The 21681-nt window shown below is 75.0% G+C and carries 21 protein-coding genes, 2 pseudogenes and 1 riboswitch; of the genes and pseudogenes, 10 read left to right on the forward strand and 13 right to left on the reverse strand.

Annotation, left to right across the window (positions count from 1 at the left end):
* Position 1 precedes the first annotated feature (1 nt).
* Positions 2–184, forward strand: a riboswitch (cobalamin riboswitch).
* A 30-nt stretch (positions 185–214) separates the two neighbouring features.
* Genes IQ279_RS08500 through IQ279_RS08510 form a run of 3 tightly spaced genes read left to right on the forward strand, consistent with a single transcriptional unit; the run spans position 215 to position 3185 of the window.
* Positions 215–1249 (forward strand): ABC transporter substrate-binding protein, encoded by a 1035-nt coding sequence (locus IQ279_RS08500; RefSeq protein WP_206347743.1) that lies wholly within the window; start codon positions 215–217, stop codon positions 1247–1249.
* A gap of 35 nt (positions 1250–1284) precedes the next feature.
* Positions 1285–2361, forward strand: coding sequence for a FecCD family ABC transporter permease (locus IQ279_RS08505; protein WP_206347913.1), 1077 nt, complete (start codon positions 1285–1287; stop codon positions 2359–2361).
* Positions 2358–3185: an ABC transporter ATP-binding protein gene (locus tag IQ279_RS08510; protein ID WP_206347744.1), complete on the forward strand. Its 828-nt coding sequence runs from the start codon at positions 2358–2360 to the stop codon at positions 3183–3185. Before IQ279_RS08505 ends, IQ279_RS08510 begins: the two co-directional genes overlap by 4 nt.
* Before the next feature lie 22 nt (positions 3186–3207).
* Here IQ279_RS08510 and IQ279_RS08515 read toward each other — a convergent pair whose 3' ends face one another.
* From IQ279_RS08515 to pgfA, 9 genes and pseudogenes are all read right to left on the reverse strand, one after another.
* Entirely contained in the window at positions 3208–4275 is a 1068-nt protein-coding gene (locus IQ279_RS08515) for a ferric reductase-like transmembrane domain-containing protein (protein WP_206347745.1), read from the reverse strand.
* Between the two features lie 223 nt (positions 4276–4498).
* A complete protein-coding gene (locus tag IQ279_RS08520) occupies positions 4499–4708 on the reverse strand; it encodes a Trm112 family protein (protein WP_206347746.1) in 210 nt (69 codons plus the stop codon).
* Positions 4695–5039: pseudogene (locus tag IQ279_RS08525) on the reverse strand (hypothetical protein); the annotation flags it as partial. The gene IQ279_RS08520 and the pseudogene IQ279_RS08525, both read right to left, overlap by 14 nt.
* Positions 5032–5443 (reverse strand): annotated as a pseudogene (locus IQ279_RS08530) (class I SAM-dependent methyltransferase); the annotation flags it as partial. The pseudogenes IQ279_RS08525 and IQ279_RS08530, both read right to left, overlap by 8 nt.
* Entirely contained in the window at positions 5440–6858 is a 1419-nt protein-coding gene (locus IQ279_RS08535) for a condensation protein (protein WP_241027821.1), read from the reverse strand. The gene IQ279_RS08535 and the pseudogene IQ279_RS08530, both read right to left, overlap by 4 nt.
* Positions 6855–11267, reverse strand: coding sequence for an alpha-(1->3)-arabinofuranosyltransferase domain-containing protein (locus IQ279_RS08540; protein ID WP_206347747.1), 4413 nt, complete (start codon positions 11265–11267; stop codon positions 6855–6857). The genes IQ279_RS08535 and IQ279_RS08540 overlap by 4 nt, the downstream gene beginning before the upstream one ends.
* Positions 11264–11989 (reverse strand): class I SAM-dependent methyltransferase, encoded by a 726-nt coding sequence (locus IQ279_RS08545; protein WP_372445108.1) that lies wholly within the window; start codon positions 11987–11989, stop codon positions 11264–11266. Before IQ279_RS08545 ends, IQ279_RS08540 begins: the two co-directional genes overlap by 4 nt.
* Before the next feature lie 11 nt (positions 11990–12000).
* Positions 12001–13218 carry a glycosyltransferase family 4 protein gene (locus IQ279_RS08550; protein ID WP_206347749.1) on the reverse strand — a complete coding sequence of 406 codons (1218 nt, stop codon included), beginning with the start codon at positions 13216–13218 and terminating at the stop codon, positions 12001–12003.
* Positions 13219–13397: 179 nt separating this feature from the next.
* On the reverse strand, positions 13398–14369 hold the full coding sequence (gene pgfA / locus IQ279_RS08555) for a cell envelope lipid trafficking protein PgfA (protein WP_206347750.1): 972 nt from the start codon (positions 14367–14369) through the stop codon (positions 13398–13400).
* A 263-nt stretch (positions 14370–14632) separates the two neighbouring features.
* On the opposite strand from pgfA, the gene IQ279_RS08560 reads away from it, so the two are divergent.
* Positions 14633–14827, forward strand: a complete 195-nt coding sequence (locus IQ279_RS08560; RefSeq protein ID WP_206347751.1) for a hypothetical protein — start codon at positions 14633–14635, stop codon at positions 14825–14827.
* 419 nt (positions 14828–15246) lie between these two features.
* Here IQ279_RS08560 and wrbA read toward each other — a convergent pair whose 3' ends face one another.
* Together wrbA and IQ279_RS08570 are read right to left on the reverse strand one after the other, a co-directional pair.
* The gene (gene wrbA / locus IQ279_RS08565) at positions 15247–15864 is read right to left on the reverse strand and encodes an NAD(P)H:quinone oxidoreductase (protein ID WP_206347752.1); all 618 of its coding nucleotides are present in this window, start codon (positions 15862–15864) and stop codon (positions 15247–15249) included.
* Between the two features lie 222 nt (positions 15865–16086).
* Positions 16087–16482, reverse strand: a complete 396-nt coding sequence (locus IQ279_RS08570) for an ArsR/SmtB family transcription factor (protein WP_206347753.1) — start codon at positions 16480–16482, stop codon at positions 16087–16089.
* A 95-nt stretch (positions 16483–16577) separates the two neighbouring features.
* Between IQ279_RS08570 and IQ279_RS08575 the strand changes: the two genes are divergently transcribed.
* Positions 16578–18548, forward strand: coding sequence for a heavy metal translocating P-type ATPase (locus IQ279_RS08575; RefSeq protein ID WP_206347754.1), 1971 nt, complete (start codon positions 16578–16580; stop codon positions 18546–18548).
* Positions 18545–18955, forward strand: coding sequence for a (2Fe-2S) ferredoxin domain-containing protein (locus IQ279_RS08580; RefSeq protein ID WP_206347755.1), 411 nt, complete (start codon positions 18545–18547; stop codon positions 18953–18955). The genes IQ279_RS08575 and IQ279_RS08580 overlap by 4 nt, the downstream gene beginning before the upstream one ends.
* Positions 18956–19040: 85 nt before the next feature.
* Here IQ279_RS08580 and rpsN read toward each other — a convergent pair whose 3' ends face one another.
* Positions 19041–19346, reverse strand: a complete 306-nt coding sequence (rpsN, locus tag IQ279_RS08585) for a 30S ribosomal protein S14 (RefSeq protein ID WP_206347756.1) — start codon at positions 19344–19346, stop codon at positions 19041–19043.
* Positions 19346–19582 carry a 50S ribosomal protein L28 gene (gene rpmB, locus IQ279_RS08590; RefSeq protein WP_206347757.1) on the reverse strand — a complete coding sequence of 79 codons (237 nt, stop codon included), beginning with the start codon at positions 19580–19582 and terminating at the stop codon, positions 19346–19348. The genes rpsN and rpmB overlap by 1 nt, the downstream gene beginning before the upstream one ends.
* Positions 19583–19652: 70 nt before the next feature.
* On the opposite strand from rpmB, the gene rpmG reads away from it, so the two are divergent.
* From rpmG to rpsR, 4 genes are read left to right on the forward strand one after another with little or no spacing between them, the layout of a single operon-like run.
* On the forward strand, positions 19653–19817 hold the full coding sequence (gene rpmG, locus IQ279_RS08595) for a 50S ribosomal protein L33 (RefSeq protein WP_093655888.1): 165 nt from the start codon (positions 19653–19655) through the stop codon (positions 19815–19817).
* 59 nt (positions 19818–19876) lie between these two features.
* A complete protein-coding gene (locus IQ279_RS08600; protein WP_206347758.1) occupies positions 19877–20134 on the forward strand; it encodes a type B 50S ribosomal protein L31 in 258 nt (85 codons plus the stop codon).
* Positions 20131–21282 carry a CobW family GTP-binding protein gene (locus IQ279_RS08605; protein WP_206347759.1) on the forward strand — a complete coding sequence of 384 codons (1152 nt, stop codon included), beginning with the start codon at positions 20131–20133 and terminating at the stop codon, positions 21280–21282. Before IQ279_RS08600 ends, IQ279_RS08605 begins: the two co-directional genes overlap by 4 nt.
* Before the next feature lie 52 nt (positions 21283–21334).
* A complete protein-coding gene (gene rpsR / locus IQ279_RS08610; RefSeq protein ID WP_206347760.1) occupies positions 21335–21571 on the forward strand; it encodes a 30S ribosomal protein S18 in 237 nt (78 codons plus the stop codon).
* The last annotated feature ends 110 nt before the right edge of the window (positions 21572–21681 follow it).

Consider the following 21681-nt stretch of genomic DNA (forward strand, 5'->3'; position numbering starts at 1 on the left):
GCAGGACGTACTATCACCTGGTCATCACCGCGACGGGAGACAGGAAGCCGGTGCGAATCCGGCACGGTCCCGCCACTGTGACCGGGGAGTGCACCCCTTCGATACGCCACTGCGCGCCGCGCGGGAAGGCAGGGGGAAGCGTCGATCCGGGAGTCAGGACACTGGCCTGTCGCGGGCCCGTTCCGAGGAGCGCGGACTCCCCAGGAGGCTTCATATGTCCATCACCCCTGCGCGTGCCCATCTCCCCTCCCCTCCCCGGCGGCGCCGCGTCCTGCGCACCGCGGCCGCGGCCCTGTCGGCGGCCCTGCTGGCCGCGGGCTGCGGTTCATCCGGCGGCGCCTCGCGGGACGCCGGGGCCGCGGCGCCGGCCGAGGGCTTCCCCGTCACCGTCGACAACTGCGGTGTGACGACGACGTACGACAGGCCGCCGTCGCGGGTGGTGACCATCCACCAGCACCCGGCGGAGCTGATGCTCGCCCTTGGTCTGAAGGACCGCATGATCGGCACCGCCTTCCCCGACTCCGCTCCCCTGCCCGAGCTGAGGGAGGACTACGAGTCCATCCCCGAACTGGCGGAGAGGGAACCGTCGTTCGAGACGATTCTGGAGGCCGGGCCCGACCTCGTCTACGGCGGCTACGGCAGCGCCTTCGACGAGCACGAGGGCCGCTCCCGCAAGGCGTTCGCCGACGCAGGCATCGACACCCACCTCAACCGCGAGTACTGCGGCAGGAAGCGGGTCACGATGCAGGACACCTACGAGGAGATCCGCACCATCGCCAGGGTCTTCGGCGTCCCGGACCGGGCCGACGAGCTGGTCGCCGATCTCACGGGCCGCGTCGACGAGGCCGCCGCGAAGGTCAAGGGCGAACCCGAGGTGCCCGTCTTCGTGTACGACAGCGGCGACAAGACGGCCTTCACCGCGGGCGGCAAGAGCCTCGGCACCGAACTGATCCGGCTGGCCGGAGGCGAGAACGTCTTCGCCGACCTCGACGACGTCTTCGGCGACGTCTCCTGGGAGCAGGTCGTCGAACGCAAGCCGGAGGTCATCGCCGTCTACGACTACGCAGGCGCCGGAAGCGTCGAGCGGAAGAAGGAGTTCCTGCTCTCCCGGCCCGCCCTCAAAGACGTGCCCGCCATCAGGAACAAGCGGTTCGTCGTCCTGCCGCTGACCGCGACCCTGGTCGGCATCCGCTCGGCCTACGCCGTGGAGGACCTGGCCCGCGGACTGCATCCCGCGAGCTTCCGGTGACCCGCACCGCCGCCGACCCGTCGGCCGGGCGGGGTGTGCCCCGGCAGCGGCCCGCCCGGCCGGGGGCGGGCCGCTCGCCCCTGACCGCCGCCCTGCTCGTGCTCACCGCCCTGCTCGCCGGCTCCGTCACGGCGGGTCTCGCGATCGGATCCGTACAGGTCCCGCCCGGTCAGGTGTGGGGCATCCTGACGCACGCGCTGGGCGCCGACTGGGCGGACCCCGGCTGGTCCCGGGCATGGGAGACCATCGTGCTGGACGTGCGGGCGCCGCGCGTGCTGCTCGGCGCGGTGACCGGCGCCGGGCTCGCGGTGGTGGGCACCGCCCTGCAGGCCCTGGTCCGCAACCCGCTCGCCGAGCCCTATCTGCTGGGGGTGTCCTCCGGCGCGTCCCTCGGCGCCGTCGCCGTGATCGTGTTCGGGGTGACCTGGCTGGGGCCGCTGTCGCTGTCGGCCGCCGCGTTCGCCGGCGCGCTGGGCGCGCTGCTGCTCGTCTACGCCACCGCCCGCACCGGCGGCCGGATCACCTCGGCCCGGCTCATCCTGTCCGGCGTGGCGGTCGCCTCGGTCCTCACCGCGGTGATGAACCTCCTGCTGCTCACCACCGACCGGGGCAACGAGGCCCGCGCGGTTCTGGCCTGGACCCTCGGCGGCCTCGGCGGCGTCGGCTGGAGCGCCCTGTGGCTGCCCGGATCGGCCCTGCTCCTGGGCATCGCCGTCCTCGTCGCGCAGGCCCGCAACCTGAACCTGCTGCTGGCCGGCGAGGAGGCGGCCACCACGATGGGACTGGACGTGGCCCGGTTCCGTGCCAGGCTGTTCGTGCTGCTCTCCCTCATCACGGGGACACTGGTCGCGGCGGCCGGGCCGATCGGCTTCGTCGGCCTGATGACGCCGCACATCGTGCGCCTGTTCGTCGGCGGCGACCACCGGCGGGTGCTGCCGACGGCGGCCCTCGGCGGTGCGGTCTTCCTCGTCTGGGCCGACATCGCCGCGCGGACGGTCGCCGCGCCGGTGGAGATCCCGGTCGGCGTCCTCACCGCTCTGTGCGGTGGGCCGTTCTTCCTGTGGCTGATGCGCCGGGACACCCGGCGGGGCACCGACCGGGGGGTGGCATGACCGCGACCGACCTCCACGTCGACGGCGTCACACTCACCGCGGGAGCCCGGCGCCTGGTGCGGGACGTCTCCCTGACCGCCCGCCCGGGCGAGACCGTCGGGCTCGTGGGGCCCAACGGCAGCGGCAAGTCCAGCCTCCTGCGCGCCGTCTACCGCGTCCTGCGCCCCGATGCCGGCCGGGTCCGCGTCGACGGCGGCGACGCCTGGTCGCTGCCGGTGCGGCGGCTGGCCCGTACCGTGGCCGCGGTGGTGCAGGATGCGGCGGCCGACTTCGACCTCGCCGTCCGCGAGGTCGTCGCCATGGGCCGCACCCCGCACAAGCGGCTGCTCGACGGCGACACCCCCGAGGACGCCTGTCTGATCGAGTCGGCGCTCGTCGCGGTGGGCGCCGGCGGCCTGGCGGACCGCCCCTTCGGCCGTCTCTCCGGCGGCGAACGCCAGCGGGTCCTCATCGCCCGCGCCCTGGCCCAGCGGCCCGCCCTGCTCGTCCTGGACGAACCCACCAACCACCTGGACATCCGCCACCAGCTCGAGGTCCTGGGCCTGCTGCGCAGCCTTCCGGCCACCGTGCTGGTCGCCCTCCACGACCTCAACCTGGCCGCCTACTACTGCGACCGCCTCTACGTCCTCAAGGACGGAGAGGTCACCGCATCGGGTCCGCCCGCCGACGTTCTCACGCCCCGGCTGCTGGCCGAGGTGTACGGGGTGGCGGGCGAGGTGGTCCTCCATTCCCGCACCGGCAGGCCCCACATCACCTTCCTGCCCGGGGAGGCCGCACCGGGCGCGGGGGAGGCCCCGGAAGCCCGGCCCGGCGGCGTCGGCTGACACGGCTCCTCGCACCATCCCCTCACGACGCTTCCTCCCCGCCGCGTGCCGCCACCGCGTCGGCACGCGGCGCGGGGCGCAGGCGGTGGACGACGGCCGCGATGACGGCGAGCAGCACGGCCAGCCCCACCCACACCTGTGTCTGGGTGACGTTCAGGCCGGCGCCGGTGACGCCCGGGGTGCGGCCCCCGTCCCGGCCGGTCGCGGCCACCACCAGCAGGCCCACCACGGCGGCCGCGGCCGCCGCCCGTGCCGCCAGGCGGGCCGCCTGCGGCAGCGCGCCCGGCCGCCCGGCGGCGTCGTGCGGGTGCAGGCGCTCACCGCGCCGCGCGGGAGCCAGCAGCCGGGTCAGGAGCATGCCCGCGACGGGCAGTTGGAGGAGCCACACCGTGGTGCGGAAGGCCCCGTCGTACCAGAGGTTGGTGCCGTACAGCAGGGTGTGCCACACGCTCAGGACGTAGACGACGATGACGAACCGGTGCAGGGCCCGCCACATGCGGGAGCCGGTGACCCGGCGCAGGTAGTAGGCGAGGCCGAGCGGGACGGCGAGGTAGAGGGCGAGCAGTCCGATCAGGATGGCGATCCGGCCGGTTCCGGAGGAGTAGACGCCGGGGACGAAGACCTCGGCGAAGGAGGTCGCCAGGCGTCCCGCCCAGCCCGCCCCGTTCTCGTTCGCGCGCACCAGTTCGGCGAAGAACAGGGCGGCGTGCGCGAACATCAGGCCGATGGTGGTGAGGCTGGTGGCGCGGTGCCAGCGCTCGATCCGCGCCGCCGGCAGCCGCAGCCGTCCCGGTGCGGCGCTCGACCTGACCAGTCCCAGCATGACCGTGATCCATGCCCACAGCAGGGCGGACCAGCCGAATGCCTGGCATAACCAGTACATCCAGTACCGGTCGGCGTCCGCCAGATCGGGCATCACCCGGAGCGTCATGGAGGCGCCGGACTCCACGCGCGCGTACAGCCACGCGAAGACGCCCGCGGTGATGCCCAGTGCGGCGGTGGCGTCGGGCACCGCCGCCCGCAGGTCCGCCCGCAGCGCGGGCCGGTCCAAACGCTTCCGGCGAGTCGTCGGAACAGAGGTCTGCGGCATTGCGGCACGCGTCCTTCTCTTGTGGGGGGTGAAAGGAGCGGTCTGCCCGGCCGGGCAGACCGGTCCGGCAGTGCGCCCCGAGACTAACCATGTGCGGGCACTCCGGAAAGACCCGTCCGCCGCCACGGGACCTCACCGGGCGCGGCGCTTCCCTCCCCCGGCGGTGACCGGACCCGTCCCGGATACCAGCCACGGGCCCGGCCGGGCGCCCCGCCCCGGCCGCTCACGTCGCGGACCGCCGGCACAGCTCCTCGTGCTCCTCCCGCCCCACGGCCTCCCCCGAGGACGGGAGCAGCTGCGGAACGCCGTCCACGACCGGGTAGCGGCGGCGCAGCCGCGGGTTGTAGAGCGCGTCCCCGGACGCCGACAGCGTCAGCGGCCCCTTGTCGATCGGGCAGGCGAGGATCCTCAGAAGCGGGTCATCGGGCTTCACGGTGCTTCTCCCTCTCGTACGGGGTACCGCCCGGCCGGCGGCGCCCGGCGGTCCGGCGGGCCCTCGGCCGCGCGTCCGGCCGGAGGGGGTCGTGGCGCGGCAGTGTCAGCAGGACGCACATCGCCAGCGCCGTGCCGCCCAGCCGCAGCACCAGCCGCAGCGGGTCCTCCGGCAGCGGCTCGCCGAAGGCGTACGTCCCCGTCGCCACGGCGAACACGCAGGTCACCGTGGTGCACACGGGAACGATCAGGGACGCTCGGCAGCGCTGCAGCGCCGTCTGCGACAGCACCAGGCCGGCGACCCCGGTGAAGGCCAGCAGGTAGGGGTCTGAGCACCCGGTGCAGTTCCTCCATCGCGCCGTCCGGGTCGACCAGGTGCTCCACCACCTCGCCGAACAGCACCGCGTCGGCGCATCCGTCCGCGAAGGGGAGCCCGCCGTCGGTGAGTTCGCCCCGTACGACGGCGGGGACACGGGACGCGGCGCGGCGCGTCCTGCGACCAGTCGACGCCGACGATCCGGTGCCCGGCCAGTTCCCGTGCCGCCACGGCCGCGGCCGAACCGTCACCGCAGCCGACGTCCAGCACCGTGGCCGGGGGGCCGCCGGGCCGTCGGGGGCCCAGTGCCCGTGCCGGCATCCGTGCCTGGCGCAGGCTCCGCTCGTGGCCGGAGGCGACGGGAACGGCCGGGTTCTCGTAGAAGTCCCGCAGCCCGGCCGGCCGCACGGTGGCGGTCATGCGGCGGCCCCGGGCGCCGTGGTCGCCGCGGCCAGCGACTGCGCGAAGAAGCGGCCCAGGAGCGCCCCCGCATCGTCGTCCAGGAGTGCGCGCCTCCAGCGCATCGCCAGGTGGAGGCGGTCGCCGACGGCCGCCGTCGACAGGCTCAGGCCGCGCGGCATCCGGGCCGGGCCGGAGAACCACACGGCCCGCGCCCGGCCCGCGTCGCCGAAGTCGAGCGGATACGGGACGCGTCCGATGTTGCTCAGCAGGACCGTCGAGGTCCAGGGGGCCGCGACCGCCCGCAGTCCGCGCGCCAGCGCGCCCCGGACGCCGACCGGCAGCACGGGCGCGGTCAGCAGTGCCGCGCCCCGGCCCAGCGGCGGCCCCGGCGGCGCGGCCTTCAGCGCGCGGGTGCGCCCGGCCGTCAGGCGCAGCAGCCGGGCGACCGCGTCCGGGTCCGGGCGGTCGGCGGCCAGCAGCCGCTCGTCGCCCCGGTAGCCGGGTGACATCCGCACCTCCAGCAGACGGGTGCCGTTGCCGATCGGCATGTCCGCGCCGCGCGGGCGGTCGTCGGCGGGCATGGTGACCAGCACCGGGCCGAGCCGGCCGCCGTGCAGCCGGTTCCAGCGCGCCACCGTCAGGGCCGTCGCCACCAGGAGCTGGTCGTTGACGGTGTACGGGGCCGCGCCGTCCTGGCCGCGGGGCGGGCGCGGGGGCAGCGGCAGGCCGGTGACGAGCATGCCGTCGCCGGCCGCCGGCGTCCCCGCGGGCCTGTCGGCCGCCAGGCGCACCGGCCGCACCGGCGGTGCCGGGCGGCCGCGCGGGACCGGGCGGGGTGGGGCGTCTGCGGTGCGGATGCCCGCGGCCCGGTTCCGGGGCGGCGCAGGGGCGTTGCCGGCGCCGACGTACTCCTGCGCCGCCGTGGCCAGGATCCGCAGGGCGGCCGGGCCGTCCAGCGCGGTGTGGTGGAGGGTCAGCACCAGCACGCACCCCCCGCCGTCCGGGACCACGGCCTCCAGTCTCATCGGCGGGGACGCGGACAGCGGCGGGCAGGTGCCGAGTGCACGGGCGCGGGCCAGGGCGAGGGCGTCGGGGCCGGGCGGGGGGAAGCTCACCGGGTCGGTGTCCGGGCCGTCGGCGAGCTCCCACTCGTACCGCCGCCGGAACCGGGCGCCCGGCCTCTCGCGCACCAGGGCCCGCGGGTGCCGCCGCAGCGCCTGCGCGAAGGCGTGCCGCAGCCGCTCGGGGTCCGGCCGCCGGGGCAGGTGCACCTCGATGTGGACGGTTTCGGGTTCCTCCTCCCGCAGGCAGTGCCGTGAGATCTCGTCCACCGTGCCGAACGGGATCCGCCGCGCGGGCGCTTCCGCCGCCCGCCGGTGTGCGGCGGGCCTCCGCCCCGGCGGTTCCCGCCGGGGCGGCCGGAGTCCGGTCATGGGTGCATCTCCTCCTGGCCGGGGGGCGGGCCGGGGCGCCCGCCCGGGCCGGGGGGCGTCGCCGGTCTCGCCGTCCCCGCCGCGGGGGTGTCCCACCGCTCTCCCCCACCGCCGTGGGCGGTGGGGGCTCCGTCCTGGACGGGCAGGGGCCGGGTGTCCGGGGGGCCGTCGCCGTGGCGGTGCTTCGCCCGTCCCCGGCCCTCCACCGTGACCAGCGCCGCGGACAGCGCGACCAGCGCGAGTGCCTGGGCGGGGGCGCCGAACGCGCCGCCGCCCCCGGCGGCGGGAAGGCCCGCGCCCGTGGCCGCGACGATCCCCGCGGCCGCCATCGCGGCCACCGCGACGGGCGTGAGCGCGCCCGGACGCAGCCGGGCCAGGAGCACCAGCACCGGTACGGCCAGCGCGAGCGGGCCCGCGGCCACGGCCACGACCGCCGTCAGGGCGACCAGGCCGAGCAGCCGTCCCGGCGGCGGGACCGGGGCCAGGGCCGGGGCAGAGGCCGTCTCCTCCTCGGAGTCCGTGCGCCGTGCCCGGAACAGGGCCAGTGCGGCCACCGCCGCCGCACCGGCGGCACCCCCCGCCAGTCCGGCCCGGTAGAGCCCGTCCGGTTCGTACTCCATGCGCACGGTGCCGCCCTCGCCGGCGGGGACCAGCCACGCCTGCTGCCAGCCGTCGATCCGCAGCGGCCGGAGCTCCTCGCCGTTCAGCGTGGCCTTCCAGCCGTCGTTGGCGTTCTCGTGGGTCTGGAGGTAGGAGGCCTCGCCCGCGCCGACGGCGACCTCGCGGCGGCCGCCGTCCCACCGGCGCACCTCGACCGCGCGGGTGCCGGATTCGACCGGCTCCGGCTCGCCGCTCGCCAGCGTCACGTCCGTGATCGCCAGGGGGCCCGCGGCGCCCGCCTCCACACGGTGCCGGCCCGCCGCCAGGCGGAGGCTGCCGTCGGCTCCCTCGTCCGCGCACAGCCCGACCTTCACCGGCCGGCGCTCGGTCAGGTCGCGCACCAGGCCGGACGCCTCGGTCGCGTGCAGGGTGCCGTCGACCGCCAGGGGCGGACCCTGGCCGCAGGGCAGGGTGAAGCGCCTCTCCGGGTCCGTCGGCGGCACCCGCAGGTCCTCCAGCGCGGGGATGTGTACCTCGCTCAGGCCCACGGGCAGTTGCAGCCGCGCGTCGGCGACCGGGTTGTGGACGGTCATCGGCGCGGCCCTGCTGACGGTGATGTCCAGCCGGTCGGTGCGGATGGGCTCGAAACGGGCCCATCCGTTCTTGTCGACCTCGGCCGTCGCGGCCCCGTCCGGGGAGCTGATCTGTATCTCCTCGGGGCGCGTGGAGACGCCGCCGGCGGCGGCGAGGACGATCTCGCCGATCTCCTTCCTCCCCGGCCAGCGCAGATGGAGTACGGGCCGGTCGCCCGCGATCCAGGCCGTGGTGAGATCGCCGTCCACCAGGTTGCGCGCGCTCAGGTTCCGGCCCAGCCGGCTGGTGGAGTCGGCGGTCGCCGTGATCTTCCCGCGCTGTCCGGGGGCGACGCGGTCCAGCAGCCGGTCCAGCTCCTCACCGGGGACGGCCAGTGCCCGCGCCGAGATGTCGTACGTGCCGCTCTCCCGCGTGCGGAACTGCCGGTGCAGTCCGTTCTCCGCCGTGGCCGGGGAGAGGCCGCCGGGGTCCGCGGCGCGGTGCAGCGAGTAGATCCGGGCGCCGGCCGGGCCCCCCTCTGCGTCGCGCGGCAGTTCCAGCAGCCGTGTGACCCGGACACCGGGGACGGACACCTCCGAGAACCCGGCACCCGACAGTCCAGGCCTCGCCTGCTGCGAGTCGAGGATGGTGATCTTCAGCCAGTCCGCCCTGCCTTCGGGGGCCTTGACGGTCTGCGGGGAGCCGTCGGGCCGCAGCGGGCTGTCGGCCGTGCCCCGGTCGGTCTCCACGCGCACCTCGGTGGGCGCGGCGCGCGTTCCGTCGCCGGGCAGCGGTGTCACCGTGATCGAGGAGGGCAGGCGCACCGGCCGGTCGAACCCGACGCGCAGCCACTGGCCGGCGGGCTGCCCGGGGCTGCCCTCGGCCCACCCCGTTCCGGGGTCGCCGTCGAAGGCGCCCACCGGGTCGTACTGCGGCAGGTGGAACAGCCAGTTGCCGCTGCTGGAGGCCGTCACCGAGCGCGCCCCGCGCAGCACCGCCGTCGTCTGGTGCTCCATCCCCTGGACCGGCAGGATCTGCTTGGGCTCCTCGCCCGGGTTCTGCAGGCTCTCGGGGTGGTTCCGCTCATCGGCGGTGTAGGTGTGGGAGGTGTTGGTGTTGACCAGCCCGAACCGGGTGTCGGCGCGGCGCAGTCCGTCCGCGACCGCCCGCAGCGGCGGCGTCCCGGCGCCGGGGCCGGGATCGCCGGTGAGCACGGCGGGCCGGTCCTTCAGCGTCGGGTCCGCGCCGGACAGCTGGAGCAGCGCCTCGGGGCCGCCGCTGATCTCGGCGGTGGCGGAGACGGGTTTGAGCGCGACGCGGCCGGGCGGCGGGGCGTCACCGGCCGGCTCGTAGATCTCCACGGCCCGCTGCCGGGGGTACAGGCCCTGCACCTGCAGGGGGGTGTCCTCGGGGATCCGGCCGCCGGTCAGCAGCGGTCCGAACGCCGCGACCCTGCGGTAGCCGGAGGACTCCAGGGTTCGTCTGACGGTCTGCGGGGGGACGTAGCCGATCTGGTCCGGGTCGAGGTCGTTGCGTACGACGACGTTGTGGAGTCCGGCACGCGCCAGGAAGTCGCGCAGCCCCGGTACCTCGCCGCCGCTCATCAGGGCCTGTTCCACCGCGTCCATGGCGCGGCGCAGACCCGGTGTGCCGAAGGGCACGAAGTCGCGTTGCGCCCAGGGGGACTTCGCCAGCACGTCCAGGGGCTGGTCGATGGGCGAGCCCCAGGTGTAGACGCCGTGGGCGGTGGCGGGGACGACCAGGGCCCGGTCCTCGGGCGCGTTCCGCTCCAGCCAGTCGGCCGTCCGGCTCCAGTGGCCGGGCAGCTCGGTGAAGCCGCCGGGCTGGAGGATCGCGCCGTTGACGTAGGGCCAGGCCAGTCCGGGCAGGACCAGCAGCGCCGCGAGGGCGGGGACCAGGCGTTCGGGGGCCGGGCGTGTGGGGGCCGGGCGCCCGGACGGCCGGGGGCGGGCGGCGAGCCGCCGGGCTGCCGCGGCCGTCAGATGGGCCAGGCCCAGGGCGAGGGCGAGGGCGAGCCCCGGCTGGAACTTGTAGATGTTCCGGAACGGCTTGACCGGTCCGTCGAGCCAGCCCTGGACGGTCTCGTGGAAGGGGCCGCCGAGCGGGCCGCCGTATCCGGCCAGGGTGACGAGCGCGACCGCCAGCACGGTCAGCACCAGCCAGCGCCGCTCCGGCATGTCGCGCCGCGCCAGGCCGCCCAGTCCCAGGGCCGCCGCGAACGCCGAGCACACCACGGTGACGGCCGCGGCGGCCACCGTCCATCCGGCGGGCAGCCAGGCCTCGCCGAAGTTGAGGTAGCCGACCCAGTTGCCCGCTCCGCGCAGCAGTTCGGTCGCGGACATGGTCGCGGTGGTGGTGTCCGCCTGCTCGACGTACGGCATGAAATCCTCGCCGTACACGCCCATCAGCAGCAGCGGCACCGTCCACCAGGCGGTGGCGAGGACCACGCACGGCGCCCACCAGGCGATCAGCGTCCACTTGCGGCGCCGCTGGGCGTGCCCGCGCCCGGGCCGGCTGAGCAGGTACAGCCCGACGGGCAGCAGCGAGGCGAGCACCGAGGCGGCGTTCACCCCTCCCATGAACGGCACCAGCAGCGCGGAGCGGGCCGCGGCGGCCCGCGCGCCCAGGGCGGGCGAGGTCAGCGGCAGCAGCACCCAGGGCAGTACCGCGCCGGGCAGCGCGGCGGCCGAGGTGGAGCCGACGACGACGGTGAACGTGGGCCACAGCGCGTACGCGACCGCGCCCAGCAGCCGGGTCGGCGCGGTGCCCGCGCCCAGCCGCTCGGCCAGCCGCAGCGCGCCCCAGAAGGCCGTGGTCACGACGAGCGACAGCCACAGGCGCTCGGCGAGCCACACGGGGACGCGGGCGAGGTCCGTCAGGGCGTAGTACGGCAGCGAGGGGAAGGCGTAGCCGATGTACTGGTTGAAGATGCCGCCGAAGCCGGCCCGCGAGTGCCACAGTTCGCCGAGGCCGGCGATGAACCCCTGCGGGTCGAGCGGCACGCCGAGCTTGGTCTCGAAGGTCGTCCTCCCCGGCGAGGGGGCCAGGAAGGCCAGGAAGGCGGCGGCCCAGAAGACCAGGAGCGTGCGGCGTCCGCGGGAGGCCTCGGCCCGGGGGGCGCCGCCGGCCGGCCGCGCGGGTCCGCCGGAACGCGGGTGTCCCGGCTCCGCCGGGGAGCCGGCCCGCGCCGGCGCCGATGTCGTCGTTCCGCTCATGAGCACCGCCGGAGGATGAGGAGGAGGTTCCAGGTGGCGATCTCCCGCAGCCCCGGGATCCGTGTGACGGCGGAGGCGAGGAACGGCCAGTAGCGGGATCGCGCCGCGACCACGGTCACGTCCTGGCGACCGCGCACATGGCGCAGCACGGGGCCGATGTGGATCGCGAAGAGGTTCTCGCCGAGGGTGTGCTTGGCGGGGCGGCCGGTCCGCCGCCGGTAACGCTCGCGCGCCCGCCGCGCGCCCAGGTAGTGCCAGGGCGCGGTCTCGTGTCCGCCCCACGGGGAGAGCCAGTTGGTGTACGACACGTAGATCAGGCCGCCGGGGCGGGTCACCCGCACCAGCTCGCTGAGGAAGGTCCGCGGATCGGCCACGTGCTCCAGGACGTTGGAGGAGAAGCAGACGTCCGCGGCGCCGTCCGCGAGCGGCAGCAGGTAGCCGTCGGCGAGCACCGCGCCCTCCTGCGGCCCTCCCCGGGCGCGCAGTTCACGGCGGTCGGGCTCGAAGAGGTAGGCGTGCGCGCCCCTGCGCCGGAACTCCTGCGTGAAGTGGCCGCTGCCGCCGCCGACGTCCACGACCACGCTGCCGGACAGCGGCGCGTACCGCTCCAGTTGGTCGGCGGAGTCCCGGGCCAGGAGGGTGTAGCACCGCTCGGGGTCGGTCTGCTCCCGCAGGAACGCGCGGAACAGGGTCAGGGAGCGGCGCACGGACGGGTCCTTCAGCCGGGTGTGCGTCATGTGCGACGCCCTTCGTCCCGGGCCCCGCCGCGGTACTCCTCGTACACCTCGGCGGCCACTGCGCGGAACCGGCGGACGGTTGCGTCCCAGGTGAAGCGGGCGGCGCGGCGCGCGGCGGCGCGCCCCATGGCCTCCCGCCGCCCGTCGCCGAGCGCGAGCGTGCACCAGGCGGCGGCGAACGCGCTCTCCCCTCGCGCCAGCAGGCCGGTGACTCCGTCGTGCACGGAGTCGCGCAGCCCCGGTATGTCGAAGCCGACGGCCGGGGTGCCGCGGACGGCGGCCTCCGTGACGACCAGCCCCCACCCCTCGACGAGCGAGGGGTGGAGCAGCAGCCACGCCCGGCACAGCAGCCGGTGCTTGTCCGCCTCCGTCACCCGTCCGGCGAACACCACGTCCGGCCCGGCCATGGCCTCCAGGCGCTGCCGCTCGGGGCCGTCGCCGACGATGACCAGCCGTCCGCCGGTGACCGGACGGACGCGCTCCCACAGCCGCAGCAGCAGATCGATCCGCTTGTACTCCACCAGCCGTCCCATGGCCAGGAAGAGGGGCTCCCGGCTCTTGGGGACGAGTGGTCCGGGCTGCTCGACGCCGTTGTGGACGATCCTGATCCGGTCCTCCTCCACGCCGATGCGGGTGAGCGCGGCGGCGGTCGACTCGGACACGGCAACCATCAGGTTGCCGCGGTGGGCGCCGGCGAGCGTCCACCGTTCGAGGCTGCGGCCGACTCCCGCGGCGGGGGCGGGGTAGCGCATCCGCCACAGGTCGGTGTGGACGTGGTTGACCAGGCACAGCGTGGGACCGCGGTGCCACAGGGGAGCGAGGTAGGGCATGCCGTTGCACACCTCGACGAGCAGGTCGCAGTCGCCCACCTGCCGGGCGAACGCCCGTCCGGCGCGCAGGAAGTGCCCGATGTCCCCGCCCGCCGACACCACGCGGTAGTCGCGGTGGGCGGCCGGGCCGCCGCACAACAGCGTGACCTGGTGGCCGGCCTCGGTGAGCCCCTGGGCGATGCGGTCGACCAGGAGTTCCGAGCCTCCCGCGGCGCTGTTGCCGAGGTCACGGCGGGCGAGGAAGGCGATCCGGCGGGGCTGCGGAGCGGGCCCCGCCGGCTGCGGCGAGGACGGTTCCGGCGCCGGTTCCGGAACAGGTGCCGGTGGGCGGGCGGGGACGGCTGCTCCCCAGGCGGGTGCCGGGGGAGGGACGTGCTGGGGCATGGGAGCTCCAACTCGTGTCTGGAACGCACTGATGAGGGCGAGCCGCACGGTGCGGCGGCTTGGTACACGCGAGCGGGGGGTGCGCGTGGTGCCGTCAGTTTTCCGGCCCCGTGTTCGCTTCTCTACTCACCGGATGACAAATGCGGGGCCCCCGGGGGCCGCCCCTTCATCACTTCGCTCTAGAGATCCCGGCCGGCCCCGTCCCGCGCGGCACGCCGTTTCGCTCTCCGTCCCGCCGGCAGCGCCGCCACGGCGAGCAGTGTTCCGGCCAGCGCGGCGCCCGCCGGGGCGGTCTCGCCGAGCATCCGCAGACGGCGGTTGTCGGACTCGGCCAGCTCCACCGCCTGGCGTCGGGTGGCCTCGGAGAACCTCAGGCGGTCGCTCCGCAGCAGGACGACCTCGTCGCGTTCGCCCCCGGGCGCGCGCAGCGTCATCCGGGGGGCGACGCTCACGTCGAGGAGCCTTCCGGTGCGCGGGTCGACGACCAGCTCGATGCGGTCGTTGGCGTACCACTCCTCGGCGAGGACCTGGCCCTGCCCGGGGCGGTCGACCAGCCTTCCCGGCACCTGCCGGGTGCCGGTCCTCGCCGGCGGCACGGTGCCGGTGAAGCGGTAGCCCCGGTGGCCGAGCACGTCCCGCGTTCCGGCGAAACGGAGCGGGACGGCGCCTTCGAGCGTGCTGTCCCACCAGCGGTAGGTCCGCTTGCGCACGTCGAAGGGGAACTTCAGGTACGCGTCGCCGTCGAAGGCCGGTGTCTCCTCGCAGCAGTGCACGGGCAGGTTGGTGCGGCGGTCGGTGACCCAGCGCTCCGTGGTCCACTTCAGCGATCTGCGGGGGTCCTTCAGCGGCAGCGTCTCCGGCGTGTCGATGGTGGTGGACACATCCCACACGGCCCTGCCGCTGCGCTCGCTGTCGGCGACGTCGCCCAGCACCCGGCGGGTGACGGTGATCTCCTGGTCCTCGACGGCGGCGACGGAGCCGGTGTCGAAGTAGCTGCCGCGGCCGGTCAGCACCGTGGTCATGTTCACATCGGTCGGCGTGCGTTTCGCGCGTGGTTCGACGTACCAGGCGAGCATCGGCGCGAGGACGAGCAGGAAGACGCCCGCGCCCAGGAGGGCGAGGGCCGGGCGTGAGCGGCTGTGACGGAGCATGGGAACTCCCGACGGGGGTGGGTGAGGGCGGAAGGCCGGGCCGCGCGGACGTGCCGGACCGGGCCGGGGCAGGACGACGGGCACCGGGCGAGAGGCGTGCCGGCGGTGCGAAGGCGCCGCGGTCGAAGGCGTGTTGCGCCTGGGCCAGGGAACGTAGAGCGCCGTCTTGACGGGTGTCAACACCCTTCCCATACTGAGCGGTAACCGGGCGGGGCCGGTGTGCGTCGGATGTCGTCTCTCATCTGCGAAAGAGGCAGCCGCCCATGCCCAGACTCCTTCCCGCCCTGCTGACCTGCGTTCTCGCCGCCGCACTGGCCGTCGGAACGGCCTTCGGGATCGTCGCCGTCCTGGACCGCACGCCCGAGCAGCCCAATGTGCCGCTGGTGTCCTTCCACGAGGGACCCGCCTCCCCCTCCCCGCCCGCCTCGCCCTCGCCCGGCACCGCGGAGCGGGACTGAGGTGCACGGCCGCCGGTTCGCGCACCTCACCGCGAGAACGCCCTACCGCCGCGGGCGCGTTCGTCCTCGACGCCGTGCTTCGGCGCGCCGGGGGAAGCCGCGGAACGACGCCGCGCTCCCCTCCCTCACCCCGGAGGCGGAAGCCACCGCCGGGGGCGGGCCGGGCCGTGGTCCGTGATCCGTTCTGCCGTCGGTTCACCCCCGGCTCACGCGCCACCGCGGTCACGTTCCCCACGGCACCCGGCCGCGCAGGGAACCGCTCCCTCGACCCCGCGAGACCATCAGGCTCAGCGCCCACGGTCCCCGCGACCCCCGCAGACCGCGGGTGTTGCGAGGACCGTTGGCACCCAGGCTCCGCCGGCCGGGCCCGGCGCGTGCATCGTGCCCGGAGGCCGGGCGGTGCGCAGCGCGTCAGGCGGTCAGGCGGTCAGGCCCTTCTTGAGGGCGGTGGCGATCCTCACGACGCGCTCGGCCTGTATCCGGGCGGCGGTGCGGGTGGTGTCGTCGACGGGGTTGTTGCCCTGGGCGTCCACGTGGGAGGTGCCGTAGGGGTTGCCGTCGGCGAACTTGGACGGATCGGTGTAGCCGGGGGCCACGAGGATGCCGCCGAAGTGGTGGATGGTGTTGTACAGCGCCAGCAGGGTGGATTCCTGGCCGCCGTGGGCGGTGGCGGAGGAGGTGAAGCCGCTGTAGACCTTGTCGGCCAGCTTGCCCTGGGCCCACAGGCCGCCGAGGGTGTCGATGAACTGCTTGAGCTGGCCGGCGATGTTGCCGTAGCGGGTGGGGGAGCCGAAGATCACCGCGTCGGCCCACTCCATGTCCTCGGGGGTGGCGTGGGGGATGCCGGCGGTGGCGGTGGCGTTGGCGGCCCAGGCCGGGTTGGAGTCGATCGCGGCCTGTGGGGCGAGTTCGGCGGCCTTGAGCAGACGGACCTCGGCGCCGGCCTTCTCCGCGGCCTGGGTGATCTCCTTGGCGATCTCGGCGATGGTGCCGGTGGAGGAGTAGTAGACGACGGCGAGCTTGACGGGGGTGCTCACGGTTGCGGTCTCCGTTTCGTCGGTGTCGTGTGTGCGATTGCGGCTGAATATGCCCATGACAGGTCTCGTCCTTGCGCCGTACACCCGTCGGCCGGGCTTGCTTGAACATTAAACAATCACGCCGGCGTCCGGATTCCCCGCATCGGGGAAATCAATCAAGTCCGTGACTCGGGGCGGCCCCGGCCGGGCGGCGGTCGGCGCGGACCCGCAGGGTCCGGCGGCTCAGGAGGAGGAGGCGGCGGGCTCGGCCGCGCCGATCCGCGCGTCGGCCAGCCCCAGGCGCAGGTGCTCCACGTGGTGGAGGGCCTGGTCGAGGAGTTCGGCGACATGATCGTCGTGCAGGGCGTAGACGACACTGCGGCCCCGGCGGGTGCCGGTGACCAGGCCGAGGGTGCGCAGGACGCGCAGCTGGTGGGAGCAGGCGGACTGCTCCATGCCGACGGCGGCGGCCAGTTCGGTGGCCGCGCAGGGGCCTTCGCGCAGCCGGGCCAGGATCAGCAGCCGGGAGGGGGTGGCCAGGGCCTGGAGGGTCTCGGCGACCCTGGGCGCGTTCTGCGCGGTCAGCCGGGCACGCGGAACCGTACTGCCGCCCTCGGGGGGTTTCGCTCCATGACCCATGTCCTCATCCTACGGAAACCAACACATGAAAGGATGTTCAACCATTCCTGTATGGTGTGGGGCCCGGACCCCACGTCTCCCGAAGGCCGTCGCCCATGACCTCGACACTGACCGCCCCGGCGCCGCCGGGGGAACACACCGCCGCCGCGCCGCGCGGGCGCACCCGGATCCTGGCGCTGCCCGAGGCCCGCTGGGCGCTCGCCGCCCTGACCCTCTTCCTGGCCGCCCTCCCCCTGCACCTGCTGGAAACCCCCGCCTGGCTGTGGGGCCCGCTGTTCGCCGCCGTCTACGTCACCGGCGGCTGGGAGCCGGGCCTGGAGGGCCTGAAAGCCCTGCGGGACAAGACCCTGGACGTGGATCTGCTGATGGTGGTCGCCGCCCTCGGCGCCGCCGCCGTCGGCCAGGTCCTCGACGGGGCGCTGCTGATCGTCATCTTCGCCACCTCCGGCGCTCTGGAGGCGGTCGCGACCGCCCGCACCGCGGACTCGGTGCGCGGCCTGCTCGATCTCGCCCCGGCCACCGCGACCCGGCTGTTGCCCGGCGGAGGCGAGGAGACCGTTCCGGCCGCGGAACTGGCGGTCGCCGACACCGTCCTGGTCCGCCCCGGCGAGCGGGTCGGCGCCGACGGCACGGTCCTCGCCGGCGAGAGCGAGGTGGACCAGGCCACCATCACCGGCGAACCGCTGCCGGCCGCCAAGCAGCCCGGGGACGAGGTGTTCGCCGGCACGGTGAACGGCACGGGCGCCCTCACGGTGCGGGTGGAGCGGGATCCGTCGCGGACGGTGATCGCGAAGATCGTGGCGATGGTCGAGGAGGCCTCGAAGACCAAGGCCCCCACGCAGCTGTTCATCGAGAAGGTCGAACAGCGCTACTCCGTCGGCATGGTGATCGCGACCCTGGCGGTGTTCGCCGTCCCGCTCGCCCTCGGCGACGACCTGCGGTCGGCGCTGCTGCGCGCGATGACGTTCATGATCGTGGCCTCGCCGTGCGCGGTGGTGCTCTCCACGATGCCGCCGCTGCTGTCGGCCATCGCCAACGCCGGCCGCCACGGCGTGCTCGCCAAGTCCGCCGTCGTCATGGAGCGCCTCGGGCAGATCGACACCGTCGCCCTGGACAAGACCGGCACCCTCACCGAGGGCGCCCCGCACCTCACCGACCTGCGCCCGCTGCCGGGCAGCGGGCTGACCGGCGAGGAGTTGCTGGCCCTGGCGGCCTCGGCCGAGCACCCCAGCGAACACCCGCTGGCCCGCGCCCTCGTCGACGCCGCCCGCGAACGCGGCCTCACCCTGGCCGCCGCGTCCGGCTTCACCTCCGCCCCCGGCCGGGGCGTGAGCGCCACCGTCGGCGGCCGTGCCGTCCAGGTCGGCTCCCCCGGCCGGCTCCTGCCCGATGGCGCCGGGCAGGCCCGCGCCGCGGCAGGGGAGTTGGAGGAGGCTGGACGCACCGCCGTCGTGGTGCTCCGCGACGGGGCCCCGGTCGGCGTGCTGGGCGTCACCGACCGGCTGCGGCCGGACGCCGCCGCCACCGTCGCCGCCCTGACCGAACTGACCGGACGGCCACCGGTACTGCTGACCGGCGACAACGAGCGCGCCGCCGGGCACCTGGCAGCCGAGGTCGGCGTCACCGACGTCCGCGCCGGGCTCCTGCCCCAGGACAAGGCCGCGGCCGTCCGGGCGTGGGAGCGGCAGGGCCGGAAGGTGCTGGTCGTCGGTGACGGCGTCAACGACGCCCCCGCGCTGGCGGCCGCGCACTGCGGCCTCGCGATGGGCGAAGCCGGCTCCGACCTCGCCCTGGAGACCGCCGACGCCGTCGTGGTCCGTGACGAACTCGCCACCGTCCCCGCCGTGATGAGGCTGTCGCGGGCCGCCCGCCGGCTGGTGGTGCAGAACCTGGTCATCGCCGGGGTGTTCATCACCGTCCTCGTGGCCTGGGACCTGATCGGAACCCTGCCGCTGCCGCTCGGCGTCGCCGGGCACGAGGGCTCCACCGTCGTCGTCGCCCTCAACGGCCTGCGCCTGCTGCGCGAGACCGCGTGGCGCGGCGCTCCCGCGGGAGGCGCCGAGTGAGCAGGCGTTCCCGGTCCGCCGGTTCCACCCCGCCGCCGGGCGCGGCACGGTGCACTGTCACCGTCTGCCGCGGCTGCTGCTGCGGCAGCGCCAAGATCCCCGGCCTCGACCACGCCGCCCAACTGCGCGGTCTGCGCCGGTCCCTGGACGGCGTCGCGGCCGTCCGCGCCACCGACTGCCTGGACGCCTGCGAGCACGCGAACGTCATCGTCGTCCAGCCCTCCTCCGCCGGACGCGCGGCGGGCGGGCGGCCGGTCTGGCTCGGCCTGGTCAACGACCCCGACGCCGCCGCCGACATCACCGCCTGGGTCGAGCGGGGCGGCCCAGGCCTCGCCGAACCTCCCGGCATCCTCGACCTCTACACCTTCACGCCCTCCCGCCGGGTCCGCGGGCGCATGGAGGAGTGAGGCCACCTCTCGCACCGCGCCCGCACATCCCCGTCCACCGACCTCTTCGGGGCGGAGGCCGACCGCCTCCGCCCCGAAGGGGTTTCTACCAGGAGGACTTGGTGACTCCGGGCAGGAACCCGGCGTGGGCCTGCTGCCGCATCCGCACCCGGGAGAGTCCGAACTTCCGCAGATGGCCGCGCGGACGGCCGTCGACGGCGTCCCGGTTGCGCACCCGGGTCGCGCTGGCGTCGCGCGGCTGGCGCCGCAACTCGGCCAGTGCGGCGGCGCGTTCGTCCTCGGTGGAGGAGGTGCGGCGGATGATCTCCTTCAGCTCCGCGCGCCGGGCCGCGTACCGCTCGACGGTCGCCCTCCGCTTGTCGTTCTTGGCGATCTTGCTCTTCTTCGCCATCAGACCTTTCCTCCCCTCGCCCGGATGCGGGCCACGGCGGCCTCGATCCCGATGGTGTCGACGGTCTTGATCCCCTTCGCGCTGAGGGTGAGCCGGACGTGGCGCCCCTCGCTGGGCAGCCAGTAGCGCTTGCGCTGGATGTTGGGGTCGAAGCGGCGCGGGGTGCGCCGGTGGGAGTGGGAGATGTTGTTGCCGAAGCCCGGCTCGGCGCCGGTCAGCTGACAGTGGGCGGACAAGGGGGTTCCTTCCCGTCGGTGCGGACGGCTCCCTTTTCGATAATGGAAACCATTGTCATATACTAGCGCCATGGCACGCAGTGAACTCCGCCCGGTCATCAAGCTCCGCTCCACCGCGGGGACCGGCTACACCTACGTCACCCGCAAGAACCGCCGCAACGACCCCGACCGCATGGTCCTGCGCAAGTACGACCCGCTGGCCCGCCGCCACGTCGACTTCCGCGAGGAACGCTGACCCCGGCTCAGAATCCGACATCCGCCCCGGCCCCGGCCGCACGACCCGAGGACACCACCGTGAAACCCGGAATCCACCCCGCCTACCGCCCCGTCGTCTTCCGCGACAGGAGCGCCGGCTTCGCCTTCCTCACCCGCTCCACCATGACGAGCGACAGGACGATCGAGTGGGAGGACGGCAACACCTACCCGGTGGTCGACGTCGAGATCTCCTCGGCGAGCCACCCCTTCTACACCGGCACCCAGCGGGTCCTGGACACCGCCGGGCGCGTGGAGCGCTTCGAGCGCCGCTACGGCTCGCGCGGAGCCCGCCGATGACCATGGAGGCCCGGCTGCCCGTCGTGATCGTCGCCGGGCTGCACGCCGACGCCCGCCGCGAGGTCGTGGAGCGGCTGCTGCGCGCCGTGCCGGGCGGCATGGCCCTCCACCACGACCTGTCCGGCGCCGCGGACGGCACGGTGCTGCGCACAGTGCGGGACACCTCGGGCGAGCTGTCCCGCGGCGAGGCGCCCCTGGTAAACGACTGCGCCTGCTGCGCGCTGCGCGAGGACCTGATCCCGGAACTGGAGCGGCTGGCCGCCGGCGGCTCCGCCCGGCTGGCGGTCGTCGAACTGTGGGACTCCGTCGAGCCCAGGGGCATGGCCGAGGTCATCGACGCCCACGGCCACGACGTCCTGGAACTGACCGGCGTCGTCACCGCGGTCGACCCCGCCCTCGTCCTGCCCTGTCTGGCAAACGGTGACGACCTGGCCGAGGCCGGACTCGCCGCGGCCGCCACCGACCAGCGCACGGTCGCCGACACCTGGGCCCGGCAACTGGAGTACGCCCCCGTGCTCGCCCTCGTCGACAGCCCCGAGGCCGACGAGACCGACCACGCGCTCCTGGCCCAGCTCCACCCGGCCGCGCGCCGGGTGCGGGCCGCCTCCGGGGAGCTGGCCGAGGCCGCGCTCGCCGGCTTCGATGCGGCGATGGCCGCCACCGCCCAGCATCCGGCCTGCTCCCGGCTGCCCCAGGAGGCGGACGAGGCCGGGGTGGCCACCCTGGTCTGGCGCCGCCACCGCCCCTTCCACCCCGGACGGCTCTACGAGGCGCTGGAGGACCTCGCCTGCGCCGCCGCCCGCAGCCGCGGCCGCTTCTGGCTGGCCGACCGGCCCGACACCCTGCTGGCCTGGGACTGCGCCGGCGGCGCGCTCTGCGTCGAGAGTGCCGGACCCTGGCTGGCCTCGCTGCCCGACGCCGCCTGGGAGATGGTGGACCCCGTCCGCCGGACGGCCGCCGCGCTGGACTGGCACCCCGAGCACGGCGACCGCTGCCAGCACCTGGTCTTCACCTCCCCCGACCTGGACCGCGAGGGCCTGGTGAGGCTGCTCGACTCCTGTCTGCTCACCGACGCCGAGTACGCCGCGGGCCGGGAGGCGTGGAGGCGCCTCCCCGCCGCCTTCGCCCCCCTTCTGGACGCCGCCTGAACCCCGGGCCGGTCCGGCCACCCGATCCGTGAGAACCGAGGAGCATCTCCCCATGCCACGCCGTCCCGACACCCGCAAGAGCACCAAGCCCCGCCCCAACCCCCTGGACACCGCCGGGATCACCTACATCGACTACAAGGACACCGATCTGCTGCGGAAGTTCGTCTCCGACCGGGGCAAGATCCGCAGCCGCCGCGTCACCCGCGTCACCTCCCAGCAGCAGCGGCAGCTCGCCCGCGCGATCAAGAACGCCCGGGAGATGGCCCTGCTGCCCTACGGCAGCCGCTGATCCCCTCTCCGCACGGAGGGCACCGCCCTCCAGCGGCGCCAGGCCGGCCCCCGCTCCCCCGGGTGCCGGCCTGGCGCCGTATCCGGCAGCCCTGGCGGCCAGCCCCGCCG

Source organism: Streptomyces verrucosisporus, from assembly GCF_017114865.1.
Taxonomy (GTDB): domain Bacteria; phylum Actinomycetota; class Actinomycetes; order Streptomycetales; family Streptomycetaceae; genus Streptomyces; species Streptomyces fenghuangensis.

Bases quoted from the DNA above. Each gene is read 5' to 3' on its own strand.
- IQ279_RS08500 (WP_206347743.1), top strand. From the start codon at position 215: ATGTCCATCACCCCTGCGCGTGCCCATCTCCCCTCCCCTCCCCGGCGG.
- IQ279_RS08510 (WP_206347744.1), top strand. From the start codon at position 2,358: ATGACCGCGACCGACCTCCACGTCGACGGCGTCACACTCACCGCGGGA.
- IQ279_RS08515 (WP_206347745.1), bottom strand. From the start codon at position 4,275: ATGCCGCAGACCTCTGTTCCGACGACTCGCCGGAAGCGTTTGGACCGG.
- IQ279_RS08535 (WP_241027821.1), bottom strand. From the start codon at position 6,858: ATGACCGGACTCCGGCCGCCCCGGCGGGAACCGCCGGGGCGGAGGCCC.
- IQ279_RS08540 (WP_206347747.1), bottom strand. From the start codon at position 11,267: ATGAGCGGAACGACGACATCGGCGCCGGCGCGGGCCGGCTCCCCGGCG.
- IQ279_RS08550 (WP_206347749.1), bottom strand. From the start codon at position 13,218: ATGCCCCAGCACGTCCCTCCCCCGGCACCCGCCTGGGGAGCAGCCGTC.
- pgfA (WP_206347750.1), bottom strand. From the start codon at position 14,369: ATGCTCCGTCACAGCCGCTCACGCCCGGCCCTCGCCCTCCTGGGCGCG.
- IQ279_RS08560 (WP_206347751.1), top strand. From the start codon at position 14,633: ATGCCCAGACTCCTTCCCGCCCTGCTGACCTGCGTTCTCGCCGCCGCA.
- IQ279_RS08570 (WP_206347753.1), bottom strand. From the start codon at position 16,482: ATGGGTCATGGAGCGAAACCCCCCGAGGGCGGCAGTACGGTTCCGCGT.
- IQ279_RS08575 (WP_206347754.1), top strand. From the start codon at position 16,578: ATGACCTCGACACTGACCGCCCCGGCGCCGCCGGGGGAACACACCGCC.
- rpsN (WP_206347756.1), bottom strand. From the start codon at position 19,346: ATGGCGAAGAAGAGCAAGATCGCCAAGAACGACAAGCGGAGGGCGACC.
- rpmG (WP_093655888.1), top strand. From the start codon at position 19,653: ATGGCACGCAGTGAACTCCGCCCGGTCATCAAGCTCCGCTCCACCGCG.
- IQ279_RS08605 (WP_206347759.1), top strand. From the start codon at position 20,131: ATGACCATGGAGGCCCGGCTGCCCGTCGTGATCGTCGCCGGGCTGCAC.
- rpsR (WP_206347760.1), top strand. From the start codon at position 21,335: ATGCCACGCCGTCCCGACACCCGCAAGAGCACCAAGCCCCGCCCCAAC.